The organism is Lentzea californiensis, from assembly GCF_024648825.1.
Classification (GTDB): Bacteria; Actinomycetota; Actinomycetes; order Mycobacteriales; family Pseudonocardiaceae; genus Lentzea; species Lentzea californiensis.
This window is the reverse complement of sequence record NZ_JANBBE010000012.1, coordinates 249,103-270,497: the sequence shown is the minus strand read 5'-3', so window position 1 is coordinate 270,497 and position 21,395 is coordinate 249,103. Positions and strand designations below refer to the sequence as shown.

Genomic DNA, 21,395 nt, shown 5'->3' with positions numbered 1-21,395 from the left:
GATGGAGGCGTGATGCTCGACCAGATCGCGGACGTCGGGCGTGACACCAAGCGAGGCGGCTACTCCCGCCACGGCTACGACAAGCCGGAGCTGGAGCTGCGGCACTGGTTCGTCGAGCAGGCCGTCAAGCGCGGCCTGAACGTCGAGACCGACCAGAACGGCAACCTCTGGGCGTGGTGGGGCGAGCGCGGCGACAACGCGCTCATCACCGGCAGCCACCTGGACTCGGTGCCCGGCGGCGGCGCGTTCGACGGCCCGCTGGGGGTGACGTCGGCGCTGGAAGCCGTGGACCTCCTGCAGGCCAAGGGGTTCAAGCCCGCGCGGCCGTTCGCGATCACGGTCTTCGCCGAGGAGGAAGGCGGCCGGTTCGGCGTCGCGTGCCTCGGCTCGCGGCTGCTGACCGGCGCCATCTCGCCGGAGAAGGCGCTGGCGCTCAAGGACCCGGACGGCGTCACGCTGGCCGAGGCCATGAAGGCCGCCGGCTACGACCCCGAACTGGCCGGCCGCGACGAACGGGCCCTGCGGCGCATCGGGCAGTTCGTCGAGCTGCACGTCGAACAGGGCCGCGGCCTGACGGTGCCGGTCGGGGTGGCGAGCAGCATCCTCGCGCACGGCCGGTGGCGCTTCACGTTCAGCGGCGAGGGCAACCACGCCGGTGCGACGTTGATCGAAGACCGCCGGGACCCGATGCTCCCGGCCTCCCAACTCGTCCTCGCCGCCAGGAAGGCGGCCAGGGCAGGCGGGCGTGCCACCGTGGGAAGGCTCGTCCCCAACCCCGGTGGCACCAACGTCATCGCGTCCACTGTGGACGTCTGGCTGGACGCGCGGGACAGCGACGACGCGCGCACCCGTGCGATGGTCGCGGAGATCTCCGAGGCGGCGCGCCAGGCCGCCGAGGAGGAGGGCTGCGAGGTCACCATCACCGAGGAGTCGTACGGCGACACGGTGCACTTCGACTCCGCGCTGCGGGACGACGTCGCCGGGGCGCTCGGTGGCGTTCCGGCGTTGCCGACCGGGGCGGGCCACGACGCGGGCATCCTCGCCGCGCACGTGCCCACCGCGATGCTGTTCGTGCGCAACCCCACCGGTGTGAGCCACGCGCCGGAGGAGTTCGCCGAGCAGGCCGATGTCGACGAGGGCGTCAAGGCGCTGGCCGCCACGATCGAACACCTCGGCTCATGAACTTCTGGTGCGAGCGAGCCTGGTTGCCCGCCGGGCTCGCCGAGCGCGTCCTGATCAGGGTCGAGAACGGTGTGATCGCCAGCGTGTCCACAGTGGACACGATTCCACTGGGTGTGCGGCGGCTGCACGGCGTCGTCGTGCCGGGCTTCGCGAACGCCCACTCGCACGCGTTCCACCGTGCTCTCCGAGGTCGCACGCACGACGGCGGCGGCACGTTCTGGACGTGGCGCGAGGGCATGTACGCGCTGGCGTCCCGCCTCACCCCGCAGTCGTACTACCGCCTCGCCCGCGCGGTCTACGGTGAGATGGCGCTCGCGGGTGTCTCCGCGGTGGGCGAGTTCCACTACGTCCACGACAGGTCCAACGAGTTCGGCTACGCCCTGCGCGAGGCGGCGAAGGACGCCGGCATCCGCCTCACGTTGCTCGACACCTGCTACCTCGCGGGCGGTATCGACCAGCCCGTCAACGAGGTGCAGCGGCGCTTCTCCGACGGCACCGCCGAGGCGTGGGCGTCCCGGGTCGCCGAGCTCGAGTCCGACGACGTGATGCGCGTCGGTGCCGCGATCCACTCGGTCCGCGCCGTCCCGCGGGCCGAGCTCTCCGTGGTGGCGCAGGCGTTCCCGGACGCCCCGCTGCACGTCCACCTCTCCGAGCAGCCCGCCGAGAACGAGGCCTGCCTCGCCGCGTACGGCCTCACGCCGACCGGGCTCCTGCACGAAGCCGGCGCACTCTCACCTCGCACAACGGCGGTGCACGCCACGCACCTGACGGCAGAGGACATCGCACTGCTGGGCGGCTCCGGCACCGGCGCGTGCTTCTGCCCGACGACCGAGGCGGACCTGGCCGACGGCATCGGACCGGCACGCGAACTGGCCGACGTGGGCAGCCCCATCTCGCTCGGCAGCGACCAGCACGCGGTGATCGACCCACTGCTGGAAACCCGCGCCCTGGAGCACAACGAGCGGCTGCGCACCGGTCAGCGCGGCCGTTTCTCACCGGTCGAACTGCTCGACGCCGCCACCCGCCACTCCGCGCTCGGCTGGGACGGCGGACGCATCGAGCCGGGTGCGCCGTGCGACCTCGTGGCGATCAGCTGCTCGACGCCGCGCACCGCGGGTTCGTTGCCGCAGCAGGTTCTCCTGTCGGCGGCGGCGTCCGATGTGGACACCGTGGTCGTCGGCGGCCGGGTGGTCGCCGCAGGGGGAGTGCACGAGACTCTGGGTGACGTCGGCAGGCTGCTGGCGGACGCGATCGAGGAGCTGTGGGCATGAGCGTGCTGATCACCGGTATCGGTGAGCTGACCACGAACAGCGAGGTCACCGGCGACGCGCTGGTGATCGACGGCTCGGAGATCGCCTGGGTCGGCAACGCGGACAAGGCCCCCGCCGCCGACGAACAGGTCGACGTCGAGGGCCGCGCGGTGCTGCCCGGCTGGGTCGACAGCCACACCCACCTGGTGTTCGCGGGCGACCGGACCGCCGAGTTCGGTGCGCGCATGGCGGGCAAGCCCTACACCGCGGGCGGCATCGCCGTGACCGTGAACGCGACCCGTGCCGCGACCGACGAGGAGTTGGCCGCGGTCCTGCGCAGGCACATCGCCGAAGCGCTCAAGCAGGGCACGACGTTCATCGAGACCAAGACCGGCTACGGCCTCAACGTGGCCGACGAGGTGCGGTCGGCCCGGATCGCCGCCGAGCAGGCCGACGAGGTCACGTTCCTCGGCGCCCACCTCGTGCCGCCGGGCGAGGACGCGGACACCTACGTAGACCTGGTCCGCGGCGAGATGCTCGACGCCGTCGCACCCCTGGTGCGCTGGGCGGACGTGTTCTGCGAGAAGGGCGCCTTCGACTACGACCAGTCGAAGGCCGTGCTCCAGGCCGCCGCGGCGAAGGGCCTGGGTCTGCGCGTCCACGGCAACCAGCTCGGCGAGGGCCCCGGCGTGCGGCTGGCCGTGGAACTCGGTGCCGCCTCCGTCGACCACTGCACGTACCTGTCCTCCGCGGACGTCGACGCGCTGGCGTCGTCGGACACCGTCGCCACGCTGCTCCCGGCGTGCGACCTCTCGACCCGCCAGTCGCTGCCGCCCGCCCGCGCCCTGCTCGACGCCGGCGCGACGGTCGCGCTCGCCAGCAACTGCAACCCCGGCTCGTCGTACACCTCGTCGATGGCGTTCTGCGTGACGACAGCGGTCCTGCAGATGCGGATGAGCGTCGAGGAAGCGGTCTGGGCGGCGACGGCGGGCGGCGCGCAGGCGTTGCGGCGCACCGACGTCGGTGTCATCAGGCCTGGTGCGCGGGCGGATCTCCACGTGCTGGACGCACCCTCGATCACGCATCTGGCCTACCGCCCAGGGGTCCCGTTGACCCACTCGGTGTGGCGTCGGGGCGAACGCGCCAATTGAGACTGGTGTCTCATCACCCTCCGTGTGGGCCTATTGGCGGAAGGTGCGGGACCGTACGGTGTCCCCGTGGTGGATTTCGCGGAGGCCCTGACGAAAGCCGTCGACAACAGCGGCCTCAGCCTTGAACGCATCCAGCACCACCTGGCCGCCAGGGGCATGCAGGTCAGCATCTCGACGCTCAGCTACTGGCGCCGCGGCCGCAGCCGTCCGGAACGCCCGGAGTCGCTGAGGGTCGTCGCCGCCCTGGAGGAACTGCTCGACCTCGGTGAGGGCTTCCTGACCGACCGGCTGGGCGACAAGCGGCCGCGCGGGCGCTGGGTGGACCAGTCGCTGTCGATCGAGGACATGTGGGACTCGCGGGCCACCGACCTCGGCGAGGTCATGTCGCGGATCGACCGGCTGCAGCCGACGGCGACGACGTACCTGAGCGTGCAGGACCGGCAGGTGGTCGGGCCGGACCGCCGTGAGGTCTCGAACCACTGCACGGGCGTGATCCAGGCACTGGAGGACGGCGTCGACCGGTTCCTCGCGATCCAGCTGGCCGATGCCACGGACCTCGGCGTGCCGTCGATCGAGGCGGGGCCGCCGTGCCGGCTCGGCAGGGTGCGCAGCGAGGACTCCACCGGGTTCCTCGTCGCGGAGATCCTCTTCGACCGGATGCTCAGAGCGGGCGAGACGGCTCTCGTCGACTACACGGTCCGGATGAGACCCGGCGCGGACAGCGAGGTCTGCGACCGGCGGTTCCTGCGACCGGTGAACGACTACACGCTGCAGATCGACTTCCACCCGGACGCGGTGCCGGCGCGCTGTTTCCAGTTCGCACGGCCGTCGTTGCACGAACCGGAGACCGCGCTGAACGACCTGTGGATCGGGACGACGGCGTCGACGCACATCCACGTGCGGAACTCGAAGCCCGGGATCTATGGAGTGCGGTGGGAATGGGAGTAGCCGCTACTCCCACTCCCACCGCAAGCGCCCCCAGTCGAAACGATGCGCTCGGCCGAGCCGCAATCGGCCTGCTCATCAAGGGCGCCCAGGATGGCCGTCACCGCTGCAGGGAGGCGGCGACAGCAGGTTCCTAGACCTTCAGCAACAGGTTCGGAGAACCCGTCCTGATGTCGGTCAGCTTGTTCGGCGTGGCCGCGCCGACCAGGGCGTTGCGCACCTGGGCGGGCGTCGCGGACGGGTTCGCGCCCAGGTAGAGCGCGGCCGCTCCGGCGACGTGCGGGGAGGCCATCGACGTGCCGCCCATGGACCGCGTGCCGGTGTCGCTGCTGTGCGACGCGCTCACGATGTCGCTACCGGGTGCCCAGAGGTCGAGGCACCTGCCGTAGTTCGACGAGCCGGCCGACCAGATCGAACGCTTGTCGGCGCGGTCCGACGCACCGACGGTGATCGCCTCCGGCGTGCGGGCAGGGGTGAAGTTGCACGCGTCCTGGCCGCTGTTGCCGCCCGCCAGCACATAGGTGAAGCCCGCGCTGATCGAGCGCCTGACGGCGTTCTCCAGCGAGGTGTTCGTGCCGCTGCCACCGAGGCTCATGTTGACGACGGCGGGCTTCTTGCCGTTCGCCGTCACCCAGTCGATGCCGCGGATGATGCCGTCCCACGCGCCGCTGCCGTTGCAGTCGAGGACGCGGACGCCGACGAGCTTGGCCTTCTTCGCGACGCCGTAGGTCTTGCCCCCGACCGTGCCGGCGACGTGCGAGCCGTGGCCCTGGCAGTCCTGCGCGACGGAGTCGTTGTCGATGAAGTCGTATCCGTCGGAAGCACGGCCCTCGAATTCGGAATGCGTTTTCCTGATTCCGGTGTCGAGAACGTACGCCGTCACGTTCGACGCGGTGTTCGGGTAGGTGTACTTCTGGTTGAGCGGCAGGCTCGCCTGATCGATCCGGTCGAGACCCCAGACCGGGTTCGACTGCGTCTCCTGGATCGTGGCGAACGTGTTCCGCTCGACGAATTGCACGTCCGGGTCAGCCGCGAGCCTCCGCGCCTGGCGTTCGGACATTCCGGTGACCGAGAACCCGTTCAGCGCGGCGCTGTAGGTGTGCTTGACGTTGCCCTGGTAGCGGGACGCCAACGCGCTGGCAGGGGTGCGCGCTCCGTCCTTCAGCACCACGATGTAGCTGCCCTCGACCGCCTGTGCGCCCGCACCGGGCAACACCGCTCGTTCAGCGATCGCGGTGGGCGTCCACATCGCTGTGGAAGCGATGCCCAATGCCGCCGCGATGGCGACATGACGCCGAAGTGCCATGGGGTTCCTCCTGGCAGGGAATGAACTGGGGAACACCAAGAAACTAACGCGATCTGTGCTTCGGATAACAGGTTCGAAACTTCGGTCCGCAATACTGTCAAAACTGTGGTGACGCGTACTCCGAGTGCAGGCTGGGCTGGAATCGATCACTGGCCGTAGCATTCGACCGTGTCGGAATTCGCGGAAGCGCTGACCCTGGCCGTCGAGGCGAGCGGCCTCAGCCTGGAGCGGATCCAGCACCACCTGGAGTCGCGCGGCGTGCAGGTGAGCCAGTCGACGCTGAGCTACTGGCGGCGTGGCCGCAGCCGTCCGGAACGCCCTGAGTCGCTCGCGGCCGTCGCCGCGCTGGAGGAGATCCTCCAACTCTCGCCCGGCTCGTTGACGACCAGGCTGGGGGACAAACGGCCACGCGGCCGGTGGGTCGAGCGCACCGCCGCGCTGGAGGGCATCTGGCGTGACGCCGCGATCGACCTCGGCCGTGAGATCGCGCGCGTCGGCAGGCTGCTCCCGGCCCCCGCGAGGTACCTCAGCGTGCGCGACCAAGCGGTGATCGGTCCCGACCGGCGCGAGATCGAGATCCGCAGCAGCGCCGTGATCGAGGCGTTCGAGGACGGCGTGGACCGCATCCTGCTCGCGAAGACCGCCGACGACACCGATCTCTCGCCCGGCGACGTCGTGGCCGAGAAGTCATGCCGCGTCGGCAGGGTGCGCAGGGACCCAGCTCGCAAGCTGCTGGTCGCGGAGATCATCCTCGACCGCGTGCTGCGCGCGGGCGACACGGCCCTCGTCGACCTGCGTCTGATCTCCGACCCCGGTGCGGACAGCTCCTCGGCGGACCGCACGTTCCTCCGCACGCTGCGCAACTACGTGCTGGAGGTCGAGTTCCACGCCGAGGCGGTGCCCGTGCGCTGTCGCAGCTTCAGCAAGCCGGCACCGGACGCATCCGACGTGGACACCGGCGAACTGTGGATCGGCACCACAGCGGCCGCACACCTCCTCGTGCACGAAGCACAGGCAGGCCACGTCCACGGCATCAGATGGGAGTGGGAGTAGCTGGAGCAGCTCCACGTGGCACAGGAGGTTCGTGAGGGGCAGGGTGGTGGGTATGGAGTACACCAACCTCGGTCGCAGCGGCCTGTCCGTGTCCCGCCTGTGCCTCGGCACGATGAACTTCGGTCCCGAGACGTCCGAGGCCGACAGTCACGCGATCATGGACCGCGCCCACGAACACGGCCTGAACTTCTTCGACACGGCCAACGTCTACGGCTGGAAGAAGGGCGAGGGAGTCACCGAGAACATCATCGGCAACTGGTTCGCCAAGGGTGGCACCCGCCGCGAACGGACCGTCGTCGCCACCAAGCTCTACGGCAGCATGGGCGACTGGCCGAACGAGACCAAGCTGTCCGCGCTGAACATCCGCCGCGCCGCGGACGCGTCGCTGAAGCGCCTGCAGACCGACTACATCGACCTGTACCAGATGCACCACGTCGACCGGGACACGCCGTGGGACGAGATCTGGGAAGCCTTCTCCGTGCTGCGCCAGCAGGGCAAGGTCATCTACTTCGGCTCGTCCAACTTCGCGGGCTGGCACATCGCCCAGGCCGCCGAGGCCGCCCGCACCCGCGGGTTCCTCGGGCTGGTGTCGGAGCAGTCGATCTACAACCTCATGACCCGCTGGGTCGAGCTGGAGGTCCTGCCCGCCGCCAAGCACTACGGGCTCGGCGTGATCCCGTGGTCGCCGCTGCACGGCGGGTTGCTCGGCGGGGTGTTGCGCAAGCAGCGCGAGGGTGGCACGTCCCGCAGCGCGTCCGGCCGTTCCGCCGACGCGCTGGAGAAGCACCGCGACACGATCGACGCCTACGAGAAGCTGTGCGCGGACATCGGCGAGGACCCGGCCAACGTCGGTCTCGCGTGGCTGCTGCACCAGGACGGTGTGACCGCGCCGATCATCGGGCCGCGCACCATCGAGCAGCTCGACAACTCGTTGCGCGCCGCGGAGCTGAAGCTCGACGCAGAGGTGCTGGCGAAGCTCGACGAGCTGTTCCCGGCACCGGCTCCGAACGGGTCGAAGCCGGCCCCGGAGGCCTACGCCTGGTAGCTCAGTCCTCGAAGTCGTCGTCGTCGCGCGCCAGGAACGTGGCGAAGCGCTCGATCGGCGTCTCGAAGTCGGGGTTGGCGTCGACGAACTCCCGCAGCTTGTCGGCGAGCCACGCGAACGTGACCTCCTCCTCGCCGCGCCGCTTCTCGAGCTCCTCGATGCCGCGATCGGTGTGGTACATGGCGAAACTCCTGTGAGGGCTTAGACAACGAGCCGCCGGACCCAGGTGGATCCGGCGGCTCGTTCGTTCATACAGGGCCTAGTCGAACGCGCGGGTGATGATCTCGCGCTGCTCGACCTCGTGCACCTTGCTCGAACCGGCCGACGGGGCGGCCATCGGGCGGCGCGACACGCGGCGGACGGTGCCCAGGTGCTCGGGCAGCAGTTCCGGCAGGGCCAGGCCGTAGAACGGCCAGGCACCCTGGTTCGCCGGCTCCTCCTGCACCCAGCGGACGTCCTTCGCGTTCGGGTAGCGCTCCAGGGTCTCGGTCAGCTTGCGGGCCGGGACCGGGTAGAGCTGCTCGACGCGCACGATCGCCACGTCGCCGCCGCCGCGCTTCTCGCGCTCGGCGTGCAGCTCGTAGGAGATCTTGCCGCTGCACAGCAGGACCTTCGTGACCGCGTTCGTGTCCTTGATCGTCGGGTCGTCCATCACCGAGTGGAACCGGTCGTTGATGAACTCGTCGGTGCCGGACACGGCGGCCTTGAGGCGCAGCATGGACTTCGGCGTGAACACGATCAGCGGCCGGTCGACGCCGTCGAGGGCGTGGCGACGCAGCAGGTGGAAGTAGTTCGCCGGAGTCGACGGCACCGCGACGGTCATGGAGCCCTCGGCGCACAGCTGCAGCCAGCGCTCGATGCGGCCGGACGTGTGGTCCGGACCCTGGCCCTCGTGGCCGTGCGGCAGCAGGATCACGACGTCGGAACGCTGACCCCACTTCGCCTCACCGGACGAGATGAACTCGTCGATGATCGGCTGCGCGCCGTTGACGAAGTCGCCGAACTGCGCCTCCCACAGGACCAGTGCCTGCGGGTTCGCGACCGAGTAGCCGTACTCGAAGCCGACCGCCGCGAACTCCGACAGCACCGAGTCGTAGACCATGAACTTGCCCTGGTCGGCGGACAGGTGCTGCAGCGGGGTGTGCTCTTCGCCGGTCTTGCGGTCGATCAGGGTCGCGTGGCGCTGCACGAACGTGCCGCGGCGCGAGTCCTGGCCGGCCAGGCGGATGTTGCGGCCCTCGATCGCGAGCGAACCGAAGGCGAGCAGCTCCGCGAACGCCCAGTCGATGCCGCCCTCGCGCGCCATCTTGGCGCGCCGTTCGAGCACCGGCTTGACGCGCGCGTGCGGCGTGAAGCCCTCCGGCAGGTTCACGTGGGCGTCCGCGATGTGCTCCAGCACCTCGCGGCTGATGCCCGTGGGCAGCTTCGCCGGGATCTGCTGCTCGGCCTCCACCGACGGGCTGACCGTCACCGGGTGCTTCTCGAGCTCGCGGACCTCGTTGAAGACGTGCTCCAGCTGGCTGGAGAAGTCCTGCAGCGCCTTCTCGGCCTCTTCGACCGTGATGTCGCCGCGGCCGATCAGGGACTCGGTGTAGGTCTTGCGCACCGAGCGCTTCTGGTCGATCACGTCGTACATCGCCGGCTGCGTCATCGAGGGGTCGTCGCCCTCGTTGTGGCCGCGGCGGCGGTAGCAGACCATGTCGATCACGACGTCCTTGTGGAACGCCTGGCGGTACTCGACGGCCAGCTTCGCGACCCAGTAGCAGGCCTCGGGGTCGTCGCCGTTCACGTGGAAGACCGGCGAGCCGATCATCTTCGCGACGTCGGTCGAGTACTTCGAGGACCGCGAGTGCTCCGGTGCCGTGGTGAAGCCGACCTGGTTGTTCACGACGATGTGGACCGTGCCACCGGTGCGGTAGCCGCGCACGAGCGCCAGGTTCAGCGTCTCGGCGACCACACCCTGACCCGCGAACGCCGCGTCACCGTGCATGGCGACCGGCAGGACGGGGAAGAAGTCGCCGCCCTTGTCGATCATGTCCTGCTTGGCGCGCACGATGCCTTCGAGGACCGGGTCGACGGCCTCGAGGTGCGACGGATTCGCCGTCAGCGACACCTTGGTCTCGCCGTCGCCGAACATGCGGAAGTACTTGCCCTCGGCGCCGAGGTGGTACTTCACGTCGCCGGAGCCGTGCGCCTGACCGGGGTCGAGGTTGCCCTCGAACTCGCGGAAGATCTGCGAGATCGGCTTGCCGACGATGTTCGCGAGGACGTTCAGGCGGCCGCGGTGCGGCATGCCGATGACGACCTCGTCGAGCTCGTGCTCGGCGGCCTTGTCCAGTACCGCGTCGAGCAGCGGGATGACGGTCTCGCCGCCCTCGAGCGAGAAGCGCTTCTGGCCGACGTACTTCGTCTGCAGGAACGTCTCGAAGGCCTCAGCCGCGTTCAGCTTGCTGAGGATGTACTTCTGCACGGTGGCCGGGGGCTTCTCGTGCGGAACCTCGACGCGCTCCTGGATCCAGCGGCGCTCTTCGGGCTCGAGGATGTGCATGTACTCGACGCCGACGGTGCGGCAGTACGAGTTGCGCAGCACGCCCAGGATGTCGCGGAGCTTCATCCGCTCCTTGCCGGCGAAGCCGCCGACCGGGAACTCGCGGTCCAGGTCCCACAGCGTCAGGCCGTGGCTGAGCACGTCCAGGTCGGCGTGGGAGCGCTGGCGGTAGTTCAGCGGGTCCGTGTCGGCCATCAGGTGGCCGCGCGTCCGGAACGCGTCGATCAGCTCGATGACGCGCGCGGTCTTGTCGACGGCGCCCTCGGGGATGTCCGCGACCCAGCGGATCGGCTCGTACGGCAGGCGCAGCGACGCGAAGATCTCGTCGTAGAAGCCGTCCTCGCCGAGCAGCAGCTGGTGGATGCGCTTGAGGAACTCGCCCGACTCCGCACCCTGGATGATGCGGTGGTCGTACGTGCTGGTCAGCGTGATGATCTTGCTGACGCCCATGTCGGTGAGCGCCTGCTCGCTGGTGCCCTGGAAGTGCGCGGGGTACTCCATCGCGCCGACGCCGATGATCGCGCCCTGGCCGGCCTGCAGGCGCGGCACCGAGTGGTTCGTGCCGATCGTGCCGGGGTTGGTCAGCGAGATCGTGGTGCCGGAGAAGTCGTCCGCCGTCAGCGAGCCACCGCGGGCCTTGCGGATCAGGTCCTCGTAGGCCTGCCAGAACTGCGTGAACGTCATGTTCTCGCAGCCCTTGACCGACGCGACGACCAGCGTGCGGCTGCCGTCCTTGCCGGGCAGGTCGATCGCCAGGCCGAAGTTGACGTGCTCCGGCGTGACGACGAACGGCTTGCCGTCGACCTCGGCGTAGTGGCGGTTCAGGTTGGGGAACGCCTGCAGCGCCCGCACCACCGCGTAGCCGATGACGTGCGTGAAGGAGACCTTCCCGCCGCGCGTCCTCTTCAGGTGGTTGTTGATGACGATGCGGTTGTCCGCCAGCAGCTTCGCGGGCACGGCACGCACGCTGGTCGCGGTCGGAACGGTGAGCGAGAGCTCCATGTTCTTCGCGATCGCGGCGGATGCACCACGCAACTGCTTCTGCTCGGGCTGCGCGCTCGGCTTGACCGGGGCTGCCTTCGCTGCCTGCTGCGGCGCGGGTTTGCCGGTCTGCGGCAACGTGGCCGCGGACTTCGGCGGCGCGGCGGCCGGCTTGGGTGCGGCGGCGGGCGCGGGCTTGCCGTTGTCGGCGGCCGGCGGCGTCACGGTCGCGGTCGTGGTGGCCGTGGAGCCACCCGCGCTGGCCGTGGCGGCGCTACCGTTGCCGCCCCCACGCTTGTAGTCGGCAAAGAAGTCGTGCCATGCCGGGTCTACGGATGACGGGTCCGCGAGGAACTGATCGTACATCTCCTCGACGAGCCATTCGTTCGGCCCGAACTGTGACGCAGGACTGCTGCTGGACACGGCTGGCGCTCGCCTCTATCCATCTCGCTTTTGGTGGTGACTCATGCGGTACTCAGGTTAGTCCCCCTGGCGCGGGCCTTCACACACTGGAGGCACCTGGCAAGGAGTGGTCTGTCACAGGATCGATCAGGACGGGCCTGTCGTCACCCTCAGTTGACCAGTTCTTGATGTGCGTCTCACCTCGTCACCTCCCATTCGAGTAACGCTCACGATGCTGTCGGACGGGCATACGCACCGAGAGCACTGATCAGTTCACGATAGGTACAACGCGGTGGCCCTGCGGATTGATCTTGGCCAGCCATCTTCGTTCAGCCCAGTGAATGCCGGATCGACGCCGCCATCGCGTTGACGAAGCCGGTTCTGGTGGCCTCCGGGGCCCGGTCCAGGGACAGGTACGGGTTCAGGTCCTCCAGTTCGACCAGCAGCAGCTCGCCCTGCCGGGTGCGGCAGGCGTCGACGCGCTGGATGCCGTGGTCCAGGTCGTTCCAGTCGACGAACCGCTGCGCGAACTCCAGGTCCTCCCTGTTCGGGGTGTACGGGCTGAGCTCCCAGCGCCTCGCCGGGTCCGGTGCGTTCAGGGCGTACTGGAAGTCGTGGTCCACGAAGTAGAACGACACCTCGTACCGGAAATCGATCTTCGGCTGGACGAGGACGTCGGCTTTGTCGCGGGCTTTGTCCTGCAGGTTGCTCAGGAGGTCGGTCTCGGAGACGAACTCCAGGCCGTGGGAGTCGGCGCCGGCCTTGGGCTTCACGACGTACTCGGTCGCTCGGGGGAGGCGGTCGAGGTGGTCCGCGGTGCCGATCGTGGGGATGACCGGGAAGCCCGCGCCGGTCAGGTCGATCAGGTACTGCTTGCCGGCCATGTCGCCCTTGCCGGTCAGCGGGTTGTAGACGCGCTGGTTCGTGGCCTTCGCCTGCTCGCGGAAGTGGAGGTAGGCCGGGGCGTAGTCGATTGTCGGGCCGCTGTTGCGGATCACGACCGTGTCGTGGGCGGCCATTAGGGCGGTGGCGTCTTCTGGGTGGCAGATGGCCAGGTCGAAGTGCTGTCTCAGGTGAGAGGTCAGGTAGATGTCCTCGTCGCAGTAGCGGCGGCCTTTGGCCGGGTAGGACAGGTTGGAGACGTAGAGGATCGAGGGGCGGGGTGAGCTGGAGGGCACCGGTCGGGCTCCTTTGACCTTTGGTCTGGGGACGAGAGTTCGTGGTGGGGCACCGGCTTGGGGTTGTGGGTGGCAGTGCGCGGGTCGGCTTGCGCTGGCGCGGTCAGGGGCGCCAACGGGTCGGCTTGCGTGGGCATGTCACATACCAGCGGGGTGGTCATCAATGCGCTCACGTCACCTTGCGAGGGTGACCGGGCGGGCAGTACCAGGCCGGTGCCGGTCATCGCCGCATCGCCGAGTGCGTGTCTCACCACCGCTTACCCGGCAGGAAGCAGTTCACACGCCTCGGCTTCGCCATCGGCTGTTGCAGGTGGTTACGCGGCCTCTGGGGTGTTGCCGTGACGCCATAGGCGGGCGTAGGTGCCGTTGGACGCCATGAGGTCGGCGTGGGTGCCCTGTTCGATTATTCGGCCGTTGGCCAGGACGACTATTCGGTCGGCCCTGGCTGCGGTGGCCAAGCGGTGGGCCACCACGAAGGTGGTTCTGGCGCCTGCTAGGTGGTCGCTGGCGTGCAGGACTGCCGATTCGGTGGCCGGGTCCAGGGCTGCTGTCGCCTCGTCGAGGAGCAGGAGGTCTGGGTTGACCAGTTCTGCCCTTGCCAGTGCTACGAGTTGGCGTTGGCCTGCGGAGAGGTGGTTGCCTCGTTCGCCCACCGGTTGGTGGAAGCCGTTCTGGAGGGTGGCGACCATCGGGAGGGCGCCTACGGCTTCGGTTGCCTGCTGGATTTCTTGTTCTGTCGCTGCGGGGCGGCCGTAGGCGACGTTGGTGGCCAGGTCGCCGCCGAAGAGGTGGGCTTCCTGGGGGACCACGCCCAGGCGTTGGCGGTAGGCGGAGAGGTCGTAGGTGCGGACGTCCACGCCGTCGATGAGGACTGCGCCCTCGGTGGCGTCGTAGAAGCGGGCTATGAGCTTCACGAGGGTTGATTTGCCTGCGCCTGTTTCGCCTACCAGGGCGACGGTTTCGCCTGGGCTCACGTGGAGCGTGACGTTGTCGAGCGCTGGGGTCTCGGCTCCTGCGTAGGTGAAGGAGACGTTGCGGAGCTCCACCTCGCCCCGCAGGCGGGGTGGGACCTCGACCGGGACCGACGGTGGTTCGACCGTGCTCGGGGTGCGGAGCAGGTCGCCGATCCTGCGGAGGCCGACCCTGGCCTGCTGGTAGCCGTCGAAGACGCCGGAGAGTTGCTGGATCGGGCTGAAGAACAGGCCCAGGTACAGGAGGAAGGCGAGTAGGACGCCCGGGGTCATGGTGCCCGCAGCTACTCGGTGGGCACCTACGGCCAGGACCACTGCCTGGGCAACGCCCGAGAGCATCGCCACGAACGGGAAGTAGGTGGCGATGTAGCGCTGGGCCCGCAGGCGGGTGCGGCGGTAGGCGTCACTGCGTTCGGCGAAGGCTTCGGCTGAACGGCGTTCCCTCGTGTAGGCCTGGGAGACGCGGAGGCCCGAGACGTTCTCCTGCAGGTCGGCGTTGACCGCGCTCACTCGTTCGCGCGCTTCCGCGTAGGCGGTGGAGGAGAGGCGTTGGAAGAGCACCGTGGCGGCGGCCAGGAGCGGGAGCACCGAGAGGGCGATCAGGGCCAGTGAGGTGTCGGTGACCACCAGGGCCGCGGTGATGCCCACGACGGTGACCAGGCTGATCACGGCGGTGACGAGGCCGGTCTGCAGGAACGTCGAGAGGGCGTCGACGTCCGTCGTCATCCGCGTCATGATGCGGCCGGCCATCTCGCGTTCGTAGTAGTCGAGGCCGAGGCGTTGCAGGTGGGCGTAGCTGCGGACGCGGAGCAGGTAGAGCAGGCGTTCGCCCAGGCGGGCGGCGAAGACCGTGCTGCCCGCCGTGGTCAGCCAGCCGACCGCGACCAGGCCGACGCCCAGGACCACGGCCTGCCACAGCGCCGACTCGGCGCCGCCCACCACTCCGCCGTCGATGCCGAGGCGCACGAGCGAGGGCATGCCCATGCCGACCAGTGCGTCCAGCACCACCAGCGCCGCCACGCCGCCCAGGGCCCAGCGGACCGGGCGCAGGAGGCGGGCGAGGCGGAAGGCGGGGTCGGGGGCGCGCGGGTCTTCGCCGTGCAGGACCGGGACCTCGATGGCCGGGGGCAGCGAACGGACCTGGGCCAGCAGCTCGGGAGTGGGTGGGCCGCCGGCCAGCGCCGCCATGCCGCCGCCCGCGCCACCTCCTCCGCTGCCGCCACGCCGGCCGGACGCGGCGGGCGTCGAGGTCTTCGCCTCGGCGATCAGGCGCTCGTCGAGGGCCTCCTGCGACAGCTTCGGCCACAGGTCGCCGGTCGTGGCCGGCGCGGCGGACTCGATCGCCTCGCCCGGCCCCGCCAGCAGGTCGCGGTAGAGGGCGCAACGCTCGGTCAGCTCGGCGTGCGTGCCTATGTCGATCACGCGGCCCGCGTCCAGGACGGCGATCCGGTCGGCGAGGGAGAGCGTCGAACGCCGGTGTGCCACCAGAAGGGTGGTGCGGTCGGCCGTGACCGAGGCGAGCGTCGCGTGGATCGCCGCCTCCGTCGCGTTGTCCACCGCGGACGTCGCGTCGTCCAGCACGAGGATGCGCGGGTCGGAGAGCAGGGCGCGGGCCAGGGCAACGCGCTGGCGCTGGCCACCGGACAGGGTGAGGCCGCGTTCGCCGACCACCGTGTCGTAGCCGAGCGGCAGGGCCTCGATGAAGTCGTGGGCCTCGGCGGCCTTCGCGGCGCGCTCGACCTCCTCGCGCGAGGCGTCGGGGCTGCCGTACGCGATGTTCGAGAACACCGTGTCGGAGAAGAGGAACGCCTCCTCGAACACCACGCCCACCGCGCCGCGCAACGACTCCAGCTTCAGCGTGCGCACGTCCGCGCCGCCGACCCGGACCGAGCCGCTGTGCACGTCGTAGAAGCGCGGCAGCAGCAACGACACCGTCGACTTGCCCGAGCCCGCGGTGCCCACCAGGGCCAGCGTCTCGCCCGGCTCGACCGAGATCGAGAAGTCCTTCAGGACGGGCTCACTGCGGGCGTAACCGAAGGAGACGCCGGAGAACGAGACGCCCAGCGGACCCGAAGGCACCTCGCCGGGACCGTCCGTCACGTCCGGCTGCGAGTCGATCAGTTCGTAGACCCGCTCCACGCCGGCCCTCGCCAGCTGGGCGGACACCATCAGGCTCGACAGCAGCCGCGTCGGGCCGACGAGGTTCGCCACGTACGTCGTGAAGGCGAGGAACGTGCCCAGCGTGACCTGGCCGTGCAACGCCAGCCAGCCGCCCAGGCCCAGCACCGCGACCTGGCCGAGCAACGGCAGCGCCGTCACGGTCGCGAGCGGCTTCGACGACAGCCGGGCGGCGCGCATCCGTTCCGCGAACAGGAACTTGGCGTGCTTCTCCAGCCGGGCGACCTCCCGCGCCTCCTGGCCGAAGCCCTTCACGACGCGGACACCGGTGACGGTCTCCTCGACGTGCTGCGCGAGATCCGCGGCCCGCTGCTGCGCCGACCACGTGGCGGGGAACAGCGTCAGCCGGGTGCGCCCGGCCAGCCACGCCACCAGCGGCAGCACGATCACCGCGATGATCGTCAGCGGGATCGACAGGTAGATCATCGCCGCCAGCGCGGCCAGTGCGAACACCACCGTGCCCACGGCCAGCGGCGCCATCATCAGCAGCGACTGCACCAGCTGCAGGTCGGTGATCGAGCGCGACACGATCTGCCCGGTCCGCAGCTCGTCCTGCTTCGCGCCGTCGAGCCGTTGCACCGCCGAGAACACGCCGAGCCGCAGGTCGTGCTGCACGCCCAGCGCCAGCCGCCCGCCCAGGTAGCGGCGCAGGAACGCCGACCCGAACGTCAGCACCTCGAGCACGATCAACGCCACCATCAGCGGCCACAGCCGGTCGGTGCGGCCACCCGTCGAGTCGTCGATCGCCGTCTTGAGCAGCAACGGCCCCGCCGCCTGAAGACCCACGCCGACGACCGCGGCGAGGACCGACAGCACCACCAGGCGGGGGTGCTGCCAGCACGCTGCGGTCAGTCGGCGGATCCAGCCCTTCGTCACGGGACCCACAGTACGTTCGGGGTCCGACACAAAAGTGTGACGTCAGGAACCGCAGGTCAGGTGATGTCCTTCTGGGTCATCCGGGCCCAGCCGCCACCGAACGCGGCGGCGACCCAGGCGAGGAAGATCAGCCCGGACAGCCACCACGCCTGCGCGCCACCCGCTCCCGCGAAGACCCGCAGCCAGTAGACGCCCTCCTCCGGCACGACCCCCGCGTCGGCCAGGAAGAGGTCGACGGCGACCGAACCGGTCAGCCCGTCCACCGACCCGTTCGGCAGGAAGCCGACGGCCGTCTCCGGCACGCCCGAGAGCCGGAGCCCCAACTGCAGCGCGTTCTCGATCACCAGGAAGTACATGATCAGCAGCACGACCACGCCGGCGGAGTTCGGGAGCAGCGCGCCGAGGCCGACGCCGAACAGGGTCATGAGGATCGAGGACAGCACGCAGACCAGGGCCAGCATCGCCCAGCCACCCGCGTCGGGCATCTGGCCGGAGGTGCTGGTGAGGACGATGCCGAGCGCGGTGAACCCGATGATCGCGAGGCCGTAGATCGCACCCCAGAGCGCGTAGACCATCATCTTGGCGGCCATGGCGTGCACCCGCGACGGTGCGGTGAGGAACGTCGTCGTGATGGTGCGCGTGCCCACCTCACCGGCGATCGCCAGCGCACCGAAGATCAACGGGAACATCGTGGCGAGGTTGATCGTCCGCCCGATGCCGAGCAGGGAGAACTTCCACTGGTCCGGCGTCACCCCGAGCGCGTCGGAGAGCTGCTCCGCCTCGGACGACGAGAAGAACTCGACGAACGTCCGGCCGGTCAGGCCGGACAGCAGACCGCCGCCCAGCGCGATCAGCACGGTCGGGATGAGCAGCGCCCACCACAGCGTGGTCGTCGTGGTCTTGCGGAGCTCCGCCTGTACGAGGTCGCCCATCAGGCCCAACCACCCTGCTGCTGCTGGTACGGAGCCGGCGCGTGCCCGACGAACTGGCCGCTGGTGAGCCGGAAGAAGATCTGTTCCAGGTCGGCCTGCTCCTCCTGGATGCCGTAGACCGACACGCCCGCGCGCAACGCGGTGTCCGCGACCTGCTTGGCGTCCACTCCGGACACGGCGAGACGACCGTCCGGCAGCTGTTCGAGCGCCTGGACCCCGGCCTCCCGCAACGCCGTCGCGAGGGCACCGACGTCCGACGGCTGCACGAAGACGCGGCGTTGTTGTTGCTGGCGAAGGTGTTCCAGCGGCCCGTAGTACATCGTCTGTCCGCGCGAGACGATCACGACCTGGTCGACGGTCTGCTCGACCTCGGCCAGCAGGTGGCTCGAGATCAGCACGGTGCGGCCCATGCGCGCGAACGACTGCAGGAAGTTCCGCAGCCACGCGATGCCTTCGGGGTCCAGCCCGTTCGCCGGTTCGTCGAGGACCAGCACCTGCGGATCGCCGAGCAACGCGGTGGCGACGGCCATCCGCTGCTTCATGCCCAGCGAGAACCCGCCGACGTTCCGGCCGGCGGCCGTGCTCAGGCCGACCAGGCCGAGGACCTGGTCCGCCTGAGCGTCCGGCACACCGATCGCCGACGCGTACACGCGCAGGTGGTTGCGCGCCGTCCTGTTCGGGTGGAACCCCTGTGCCTCCAGCACCGCGCCCACCACGCGGCCTGGCCGGCCGAGTTGGTGGAACGGCCGTCCGTTGATCGTCGCCGTACCGCTCGTCGGCTTCACCAGTCCCAGCAACATGCGCAGGGTCGTCGTCTTCCCGGCGCCGTTCGGGCCGAGGAAGCCCGTCACGCTGCCGGGTGACACGGTGAAGCTCAGGTTCTGCACCGCGGTCACCGAACCGAACTGCTTGGTCAGGTTCTGGACCGCGATGAGGCCGCTGCCGTCATGCATGCGGCCCATCCTGCCTGAAACGTCAGTCCGGCAAGGCGTGCTTGGGACGAGACACGACGGCCGCGCGGTGCACCACCGACTGTTCGGCCGCCATGACCGGCAGTTCGGTGGTCATCTCGGCCGGTGTCTCCGCCGGCAGTTCAATAACACCTGATCGAGTGAAAGGGTTGCGCAACGGCCGCCGCCGCTCGCGGTGGGGCAGACCCTCGCCGATCAGGTGCTGGTGCGCCATGTTCCAGATCTGGCACGGCCATCGGCGGCGGCGCAGCCAGCCGGGACAGGCCTTGCAGCGGCCGTCCTCGTCGGGCTGGTGCACCGTCAGCAACAGCCGCCAGCCGTCCGCGAGGCGGTGGATCTCCGCGCGGGCCAACGGAACCAGCGCTTCAGCCTCTCCGTGCTCCGCGACTTTCTCCAGCAGTGCCAAGCGTTGCAGCACCGCCTCGCGCAGGGTCTCGTCCATCACATCTTCGCCGTGGCCTGGTCGAGCAAAGAGCCCAGCCGACGCGTCTGAGTGGCGGACATCACAGCGGTCTCACCTGGCGGCGTGACCAGCAGGACTCGGTCGTTCTCCACCAGAACGGTCATCGATCTGTCGCGCCCGAACGGGTCGTGGCAGTGGATCCATCCCTGTGGTTCAGCCATGGAATCTCCCTTCGAGGGACACCCGACTCCGTCTTCATCGGCCGAACCCCCTGCTCGCCGCACCGTGATCCCGCTAATTCACTCGTTTGCCGGACGGGCAGGACATGGGCAGTGGTCCACTCGGGGAAACTTTCGGGTCGCGTTTCGGTGGGGGTGCTGGGCGCCGCGTGCCAAGGCCCGCTATATTTGGACACGGCGGCCCCGCTCCCAGTGACCCCCAGGCTGGTTGAGCGCGGCCGCCCCTTATTTTTTCTCCTCTTTCTTCCTCCTCCTTACTTCTCGCAGCGAAATCTCTTGTGCTCGACGGTCTCGTACGCTGTAAGTTCCTCGTACACCGTAAGGGGGAGAAGAGATGACTTCGACGACCGAGAAGGCCGTGGTGCACCCGCACCCTCAACGCTGGGCCGTGCTCGGCGTGCTGTGCCTGTCCGTGATGGTCGTGGTGCTGGACAACACCGTGCTGAACGTGGCGATCCCGTCGATCTCCACGGGCTTGGACGCGAGCACCGCAGACATCCAGTGGATGATCAACGCCTACTCGCTGGCGCTGGCGGGCCTGCTGCTCACGACCGGTTCGCTCAGTGACAGGTTCGGCCGCAAGCGCGCGCTGCTGGCAGGCCTGGTGCTGTTCGGCACGGGCAGCGCGGTCGCGGCGTACGCGAGCTCGTCCGAGACGCTGATCGCGGCCCGCGGGTTCATGGGCATCGGCGCCGCGGTGCTGATGCCGGGCACGCTGGCCGTACTCATGCAGTTGTTCGACGACGAGGAACGCCCCAAGGCCATCGGCATCTGGGCCGCGGTCACGAGCCTCGGCTTCGCGGCGGGGCCGGTGATCGGTGGCGCGCTGATCAAGCACTTCTGGTGGGGCTCGGTGTTCCTGATCAACGTGCCGGTGGCGGTCCTCGCGATCGCGGCCGTCGCGATGCTGGTGCCGGAGTCCAAGGACCCGACCGTGCGCAAGCCGGACGTGCTCGGCTCGATCCTGTCGATCATCGGCATGGTGTCGATCGTGTACGCGGTGATCGAGGTGCCGGAGCACGGGTTCGGCTCGGCGGAGTTCGGCGTGCCGGTCGCGATCGGCCTGGTGGCCATGACGGGATTCGCGTTGTGGGAGAGGCACACCGACGATCCGATGCTCGATCTCGGGTTCTTCAAGAACCGCCGCTTCACCGGCGCGGTGGCCTCGGGGGTGCTGGCGGCGTTCGGCATGGCGGGCTCGCTCTTCCTGCTGACGCAACACCTCCAGGGCGTGCTCGGCTACAGCCCGCTGGAGGCCGGCGTGCGCGTGGCGCCGATGGCGATCGCGTTGCTCGTCACCAGCAACACGTTGGGACAGCTGGTGATGAAGCTCGGTGCGGGCCAGGCGATGCTGCTCGGCATGACGATCGTCGCGGGCGGCGTGGCACTGCTGTCCATCGGCACCACCTACCCGCCGACGCTGGCCGGGCTGATCCTCATCGGCGTGGGTGTCGGTGTGTCCCAGCCGGTCGCGGTCAACGCGCTGATGGGCTCGATCCCGCCGGAACGCGCCGGGATCGCGTCCGGGCTGTCGGGCACGCTGACGGAACTGGGCTCCTCGTTCGGCATCGCCGTTCTCGGTGCGCTGCTGTCGGCGCGGTTCGTGGCTTCGCTGCCGGACGGCGTTCCGGCGCGATCGCTTTCAGAGGCCCTGAACAGCGGTGCGGACGTCACGGTCGTGCGCGAGGCGTTCTCGAACGGCATGAGCGTCAGCCTGGTCATCGGTGCCGTCGCCGTGTTCCTGGGAGGTGTTGTGGCCAGCGTGTTGCTCAGGCGTGCTTAGG

The 21,395-nt window shown here is 69.4% G+C and carries 16 protein-coding genes; 7 read left to right on the top strand and 9 right to left on the bottom strand.

What is annotated here, in order from left to right:
• The first annotated feature begins 12 nt into the window (after positions 1 to 12).
• From LX88_RS34630 to LX88_RS34615, 4 genes are all read left to right on the top strand, one after another.
• A complete protein-coding gene (locus tag LX88_RS34630; protein ID WP_258952005.1) occupies positions 13 to 1,182 on the top strand; it encodes an allantoate amidohydrolase in 1,170 nt (389 codons plus the stop codon).
• Positions 1,179 to 2,453: a formimidoylglutamate deiminase gene (locus LX88_RS34625; protein WP_258952004.1), complete on the top strand. Its 1,275-nt coding sequence runs from the start codon at positions 1,179 to 1,181 to the stop codon at positions 2,451 to 2,453. Before LX88_RS34630 ends, LX88_RS34625 begins: the two co-directional genes overlap by 4 nt.
• Complete coding sequence (hutI, locus tag LX88_RS34620) at positions 2,450 to 3,583, top strand: imidazolonepropionase (protein ID WP_258952003.1); 1,134 nt, start codon at positions 2,450 to 2,452, stop codon at positions 3,581 to 3,583. Before LX88_RS34625 ends, hutI begins: the two co-directional genes overlap by 4 nt.
• A 66-nt stretch (positions 3,584 to 3,649) precedes the next feature.
• Complete coding sequence (locus LX88_RS34615; protein ID WP_258952002.1) at positions 3,650 to 4,531, top strand: hypothetical protein; 882 nt, start codon at positions 3,650 to 3,652, stop codon at positions 4,529 to 4,531.
• A gap of 130 nt (positions 4,532 to 4,661) precedes the next feature.
• On the opposite strand, the gene LX88_RS34610 is transcribed toward LX88_RS34615, so the two are convergent.
• Entirely contained in the window at positions 4,662 to 5,834 is a 1,173-nt protein-coding gene (locus tag LX88_RS34610; protein ID WP_258952001.1) for a S8 family peptidase, read from the bottom strand.
• A 168-nt stretch (positions 5,835 to 6,002) separates the two neighbouring features.
• On the opposite strand from LX88_RS34610, the gene LX88_RS34605 reads away from it, so the two are divergent.
• Both LX88_RS34605 and LX88_RS34600 read left to right on the top strand, forming a co-directional pair.
• A complete protein-coding gene (locus LX88_RS34605) occupies positions 6,003 to 6,887 on the top strand; it encodes a DISARM anti-phage system protein DrmE domain-containing protein (protein ID WP_258952000.1) in 885 nt (294 codons plus the stop codon).
• A gap of 52 nt (positions 6,888 to 6,939) precedes the next feature.
• Entirely contained in the window at positions 6,940 to 7,932 is a 993-nt protein-coding gene (locus tag LX88_RS34600; RefSeq protein ID WP_258951999.1) for an aldo/keto reductase, read from the top strand.
• 1 nt (position 7,933) lies between these two features.
• Here the strand turns inward: LX88_RS34600 and LX88_RS34595 are convergent, their stop codons facing one another.
• The 8 genes from LX88_RS34595 to LX88_RS34560 all read right to left on the bottom strand — a co-directional run bounded on the left by LX88_RS34595 (position 7,934) and on the right by LX88_RS34560 (position 19,593).
• On the bottom strand, positions 7,934 to 8,113 hold the full coding sequence (locus LX88_RS34595; protein WP_030471325.1) for a DUF6104 family protein: 180 nt from the start codon (positions 8,111 to 8,113) through the stop codon (positions 7,934 to 7,936).
• 78 nt (positions 8,114 to 8,191) lie between these two features.
• On the bottom strand, positions 8,192 to 11,884 hold the full coding sequence (locus tag LX88_RS34590) for a multifunctional oxoglutarate decarboxylase/oxoglutarate dehydrogenase thiamine pyrophosphate-binding subunit/dihydrolipoyllysine-residue succinyltransferase subunit (protein WP_258951998.1): 3,693 nt from the start codon (positions 11,882 to 11,884) through the stop codon (positions 8,192 to 8,194).
• Between the two features lie 308 nt (positions 11,885 to 12,192).
• Positions 12,193 to 13,041 carry a hypothetical protein gene (locus LX88_RS34585; RefSeq protein WP_258951997.1) on the bottom strand — a complete coding sequence of 283 codons (849 nt, stop codon included), beginning with the start codon at positions 13,039 to 13,041 and terminating at the stop codon, positions 12,193 to 12,195.
• 314 nt (positions 13,042 to 13,355) lie between these two features.
• Complete coding sequence (locus tag LX88_RS34580) at positions 13,356 to 17,075, bottom strand: ABC transporter ATP-binding protein (protein ID WP_258951996.1); 3,720 nt, start codon at positions 17,073 to 17,075, stop codon at positions 13,356 to 13,358.
• A gap of 47 nt (positions 17,076 to 17,122) precedes the next feature.
• On the bottom strand, positions 17,123 to 17,998 hold the full coding sequence (locus tag LX88_RS34575; RefSeq protein WP_258951995.1) for a hypothetical protein: 876 nt from the start codon (positions 17,996 to 17,998) through the stop codon (positions 17,123 to 17,125).
• Positions 17,998 to 18,951 carry an ABC transporter ATP-binding protein gene (locus LX88_RS34570; protein ID WP_258951994.1) on the bottom strand — a complete coding sequence of 318 codons (954 nt, stop codon included), beginning with the start codon at positions 18,949 to 18,951 and terminating at the stop codon, positions 17,998 to 18,000. The genes LX88_RS34575 and LX88_RS34570 overlap by 1 nt, the downstream gene beginning before the upstream one ends.
• 22 nt (positions 18,952 to 18,973) lie before the next feature.
• Entirely contained in the window at positions 18,974 to 19,411 is a 438-nt protein-coding gene (locus LX88_RS34565) for a hypothetical protein (protein WP_258951993.1), read from the bottom strand.
• Positions 19,411 to 19,593, bottom strand: coding sequence for a hypothetical protein (locus LX88_RS34560; RefSeq protein WP_045312139.1), 183 nt, complete (start codon positions 19,591 to 19,593; stop codon positions 19,411 to 19,413). The genes LX88_RS34565 and LX88_RS34560 overlap by 1 nt, the downstream gene beginning before the upstream one ends.
• Positions 19,594 to 19,945: 352 nt before the next feature.
• On the opposite strand from LX88_RS34560, the gene LX88_RS34555 reads away from it, so the two are divergent.
• On the top strand, positions 19,946 to 21,394 hold the full coding sequence (locus tag LX88_RS34555) for an MFS transporter (protein ID WP_258951992.1): 1,449 nt from the start codon (positions 19,946 to 19,948) through the stop codon (positions 21,392 to 21,394).
• The last annotated feature ends 1 nt before the right edge of the window (position 21,395 follow it).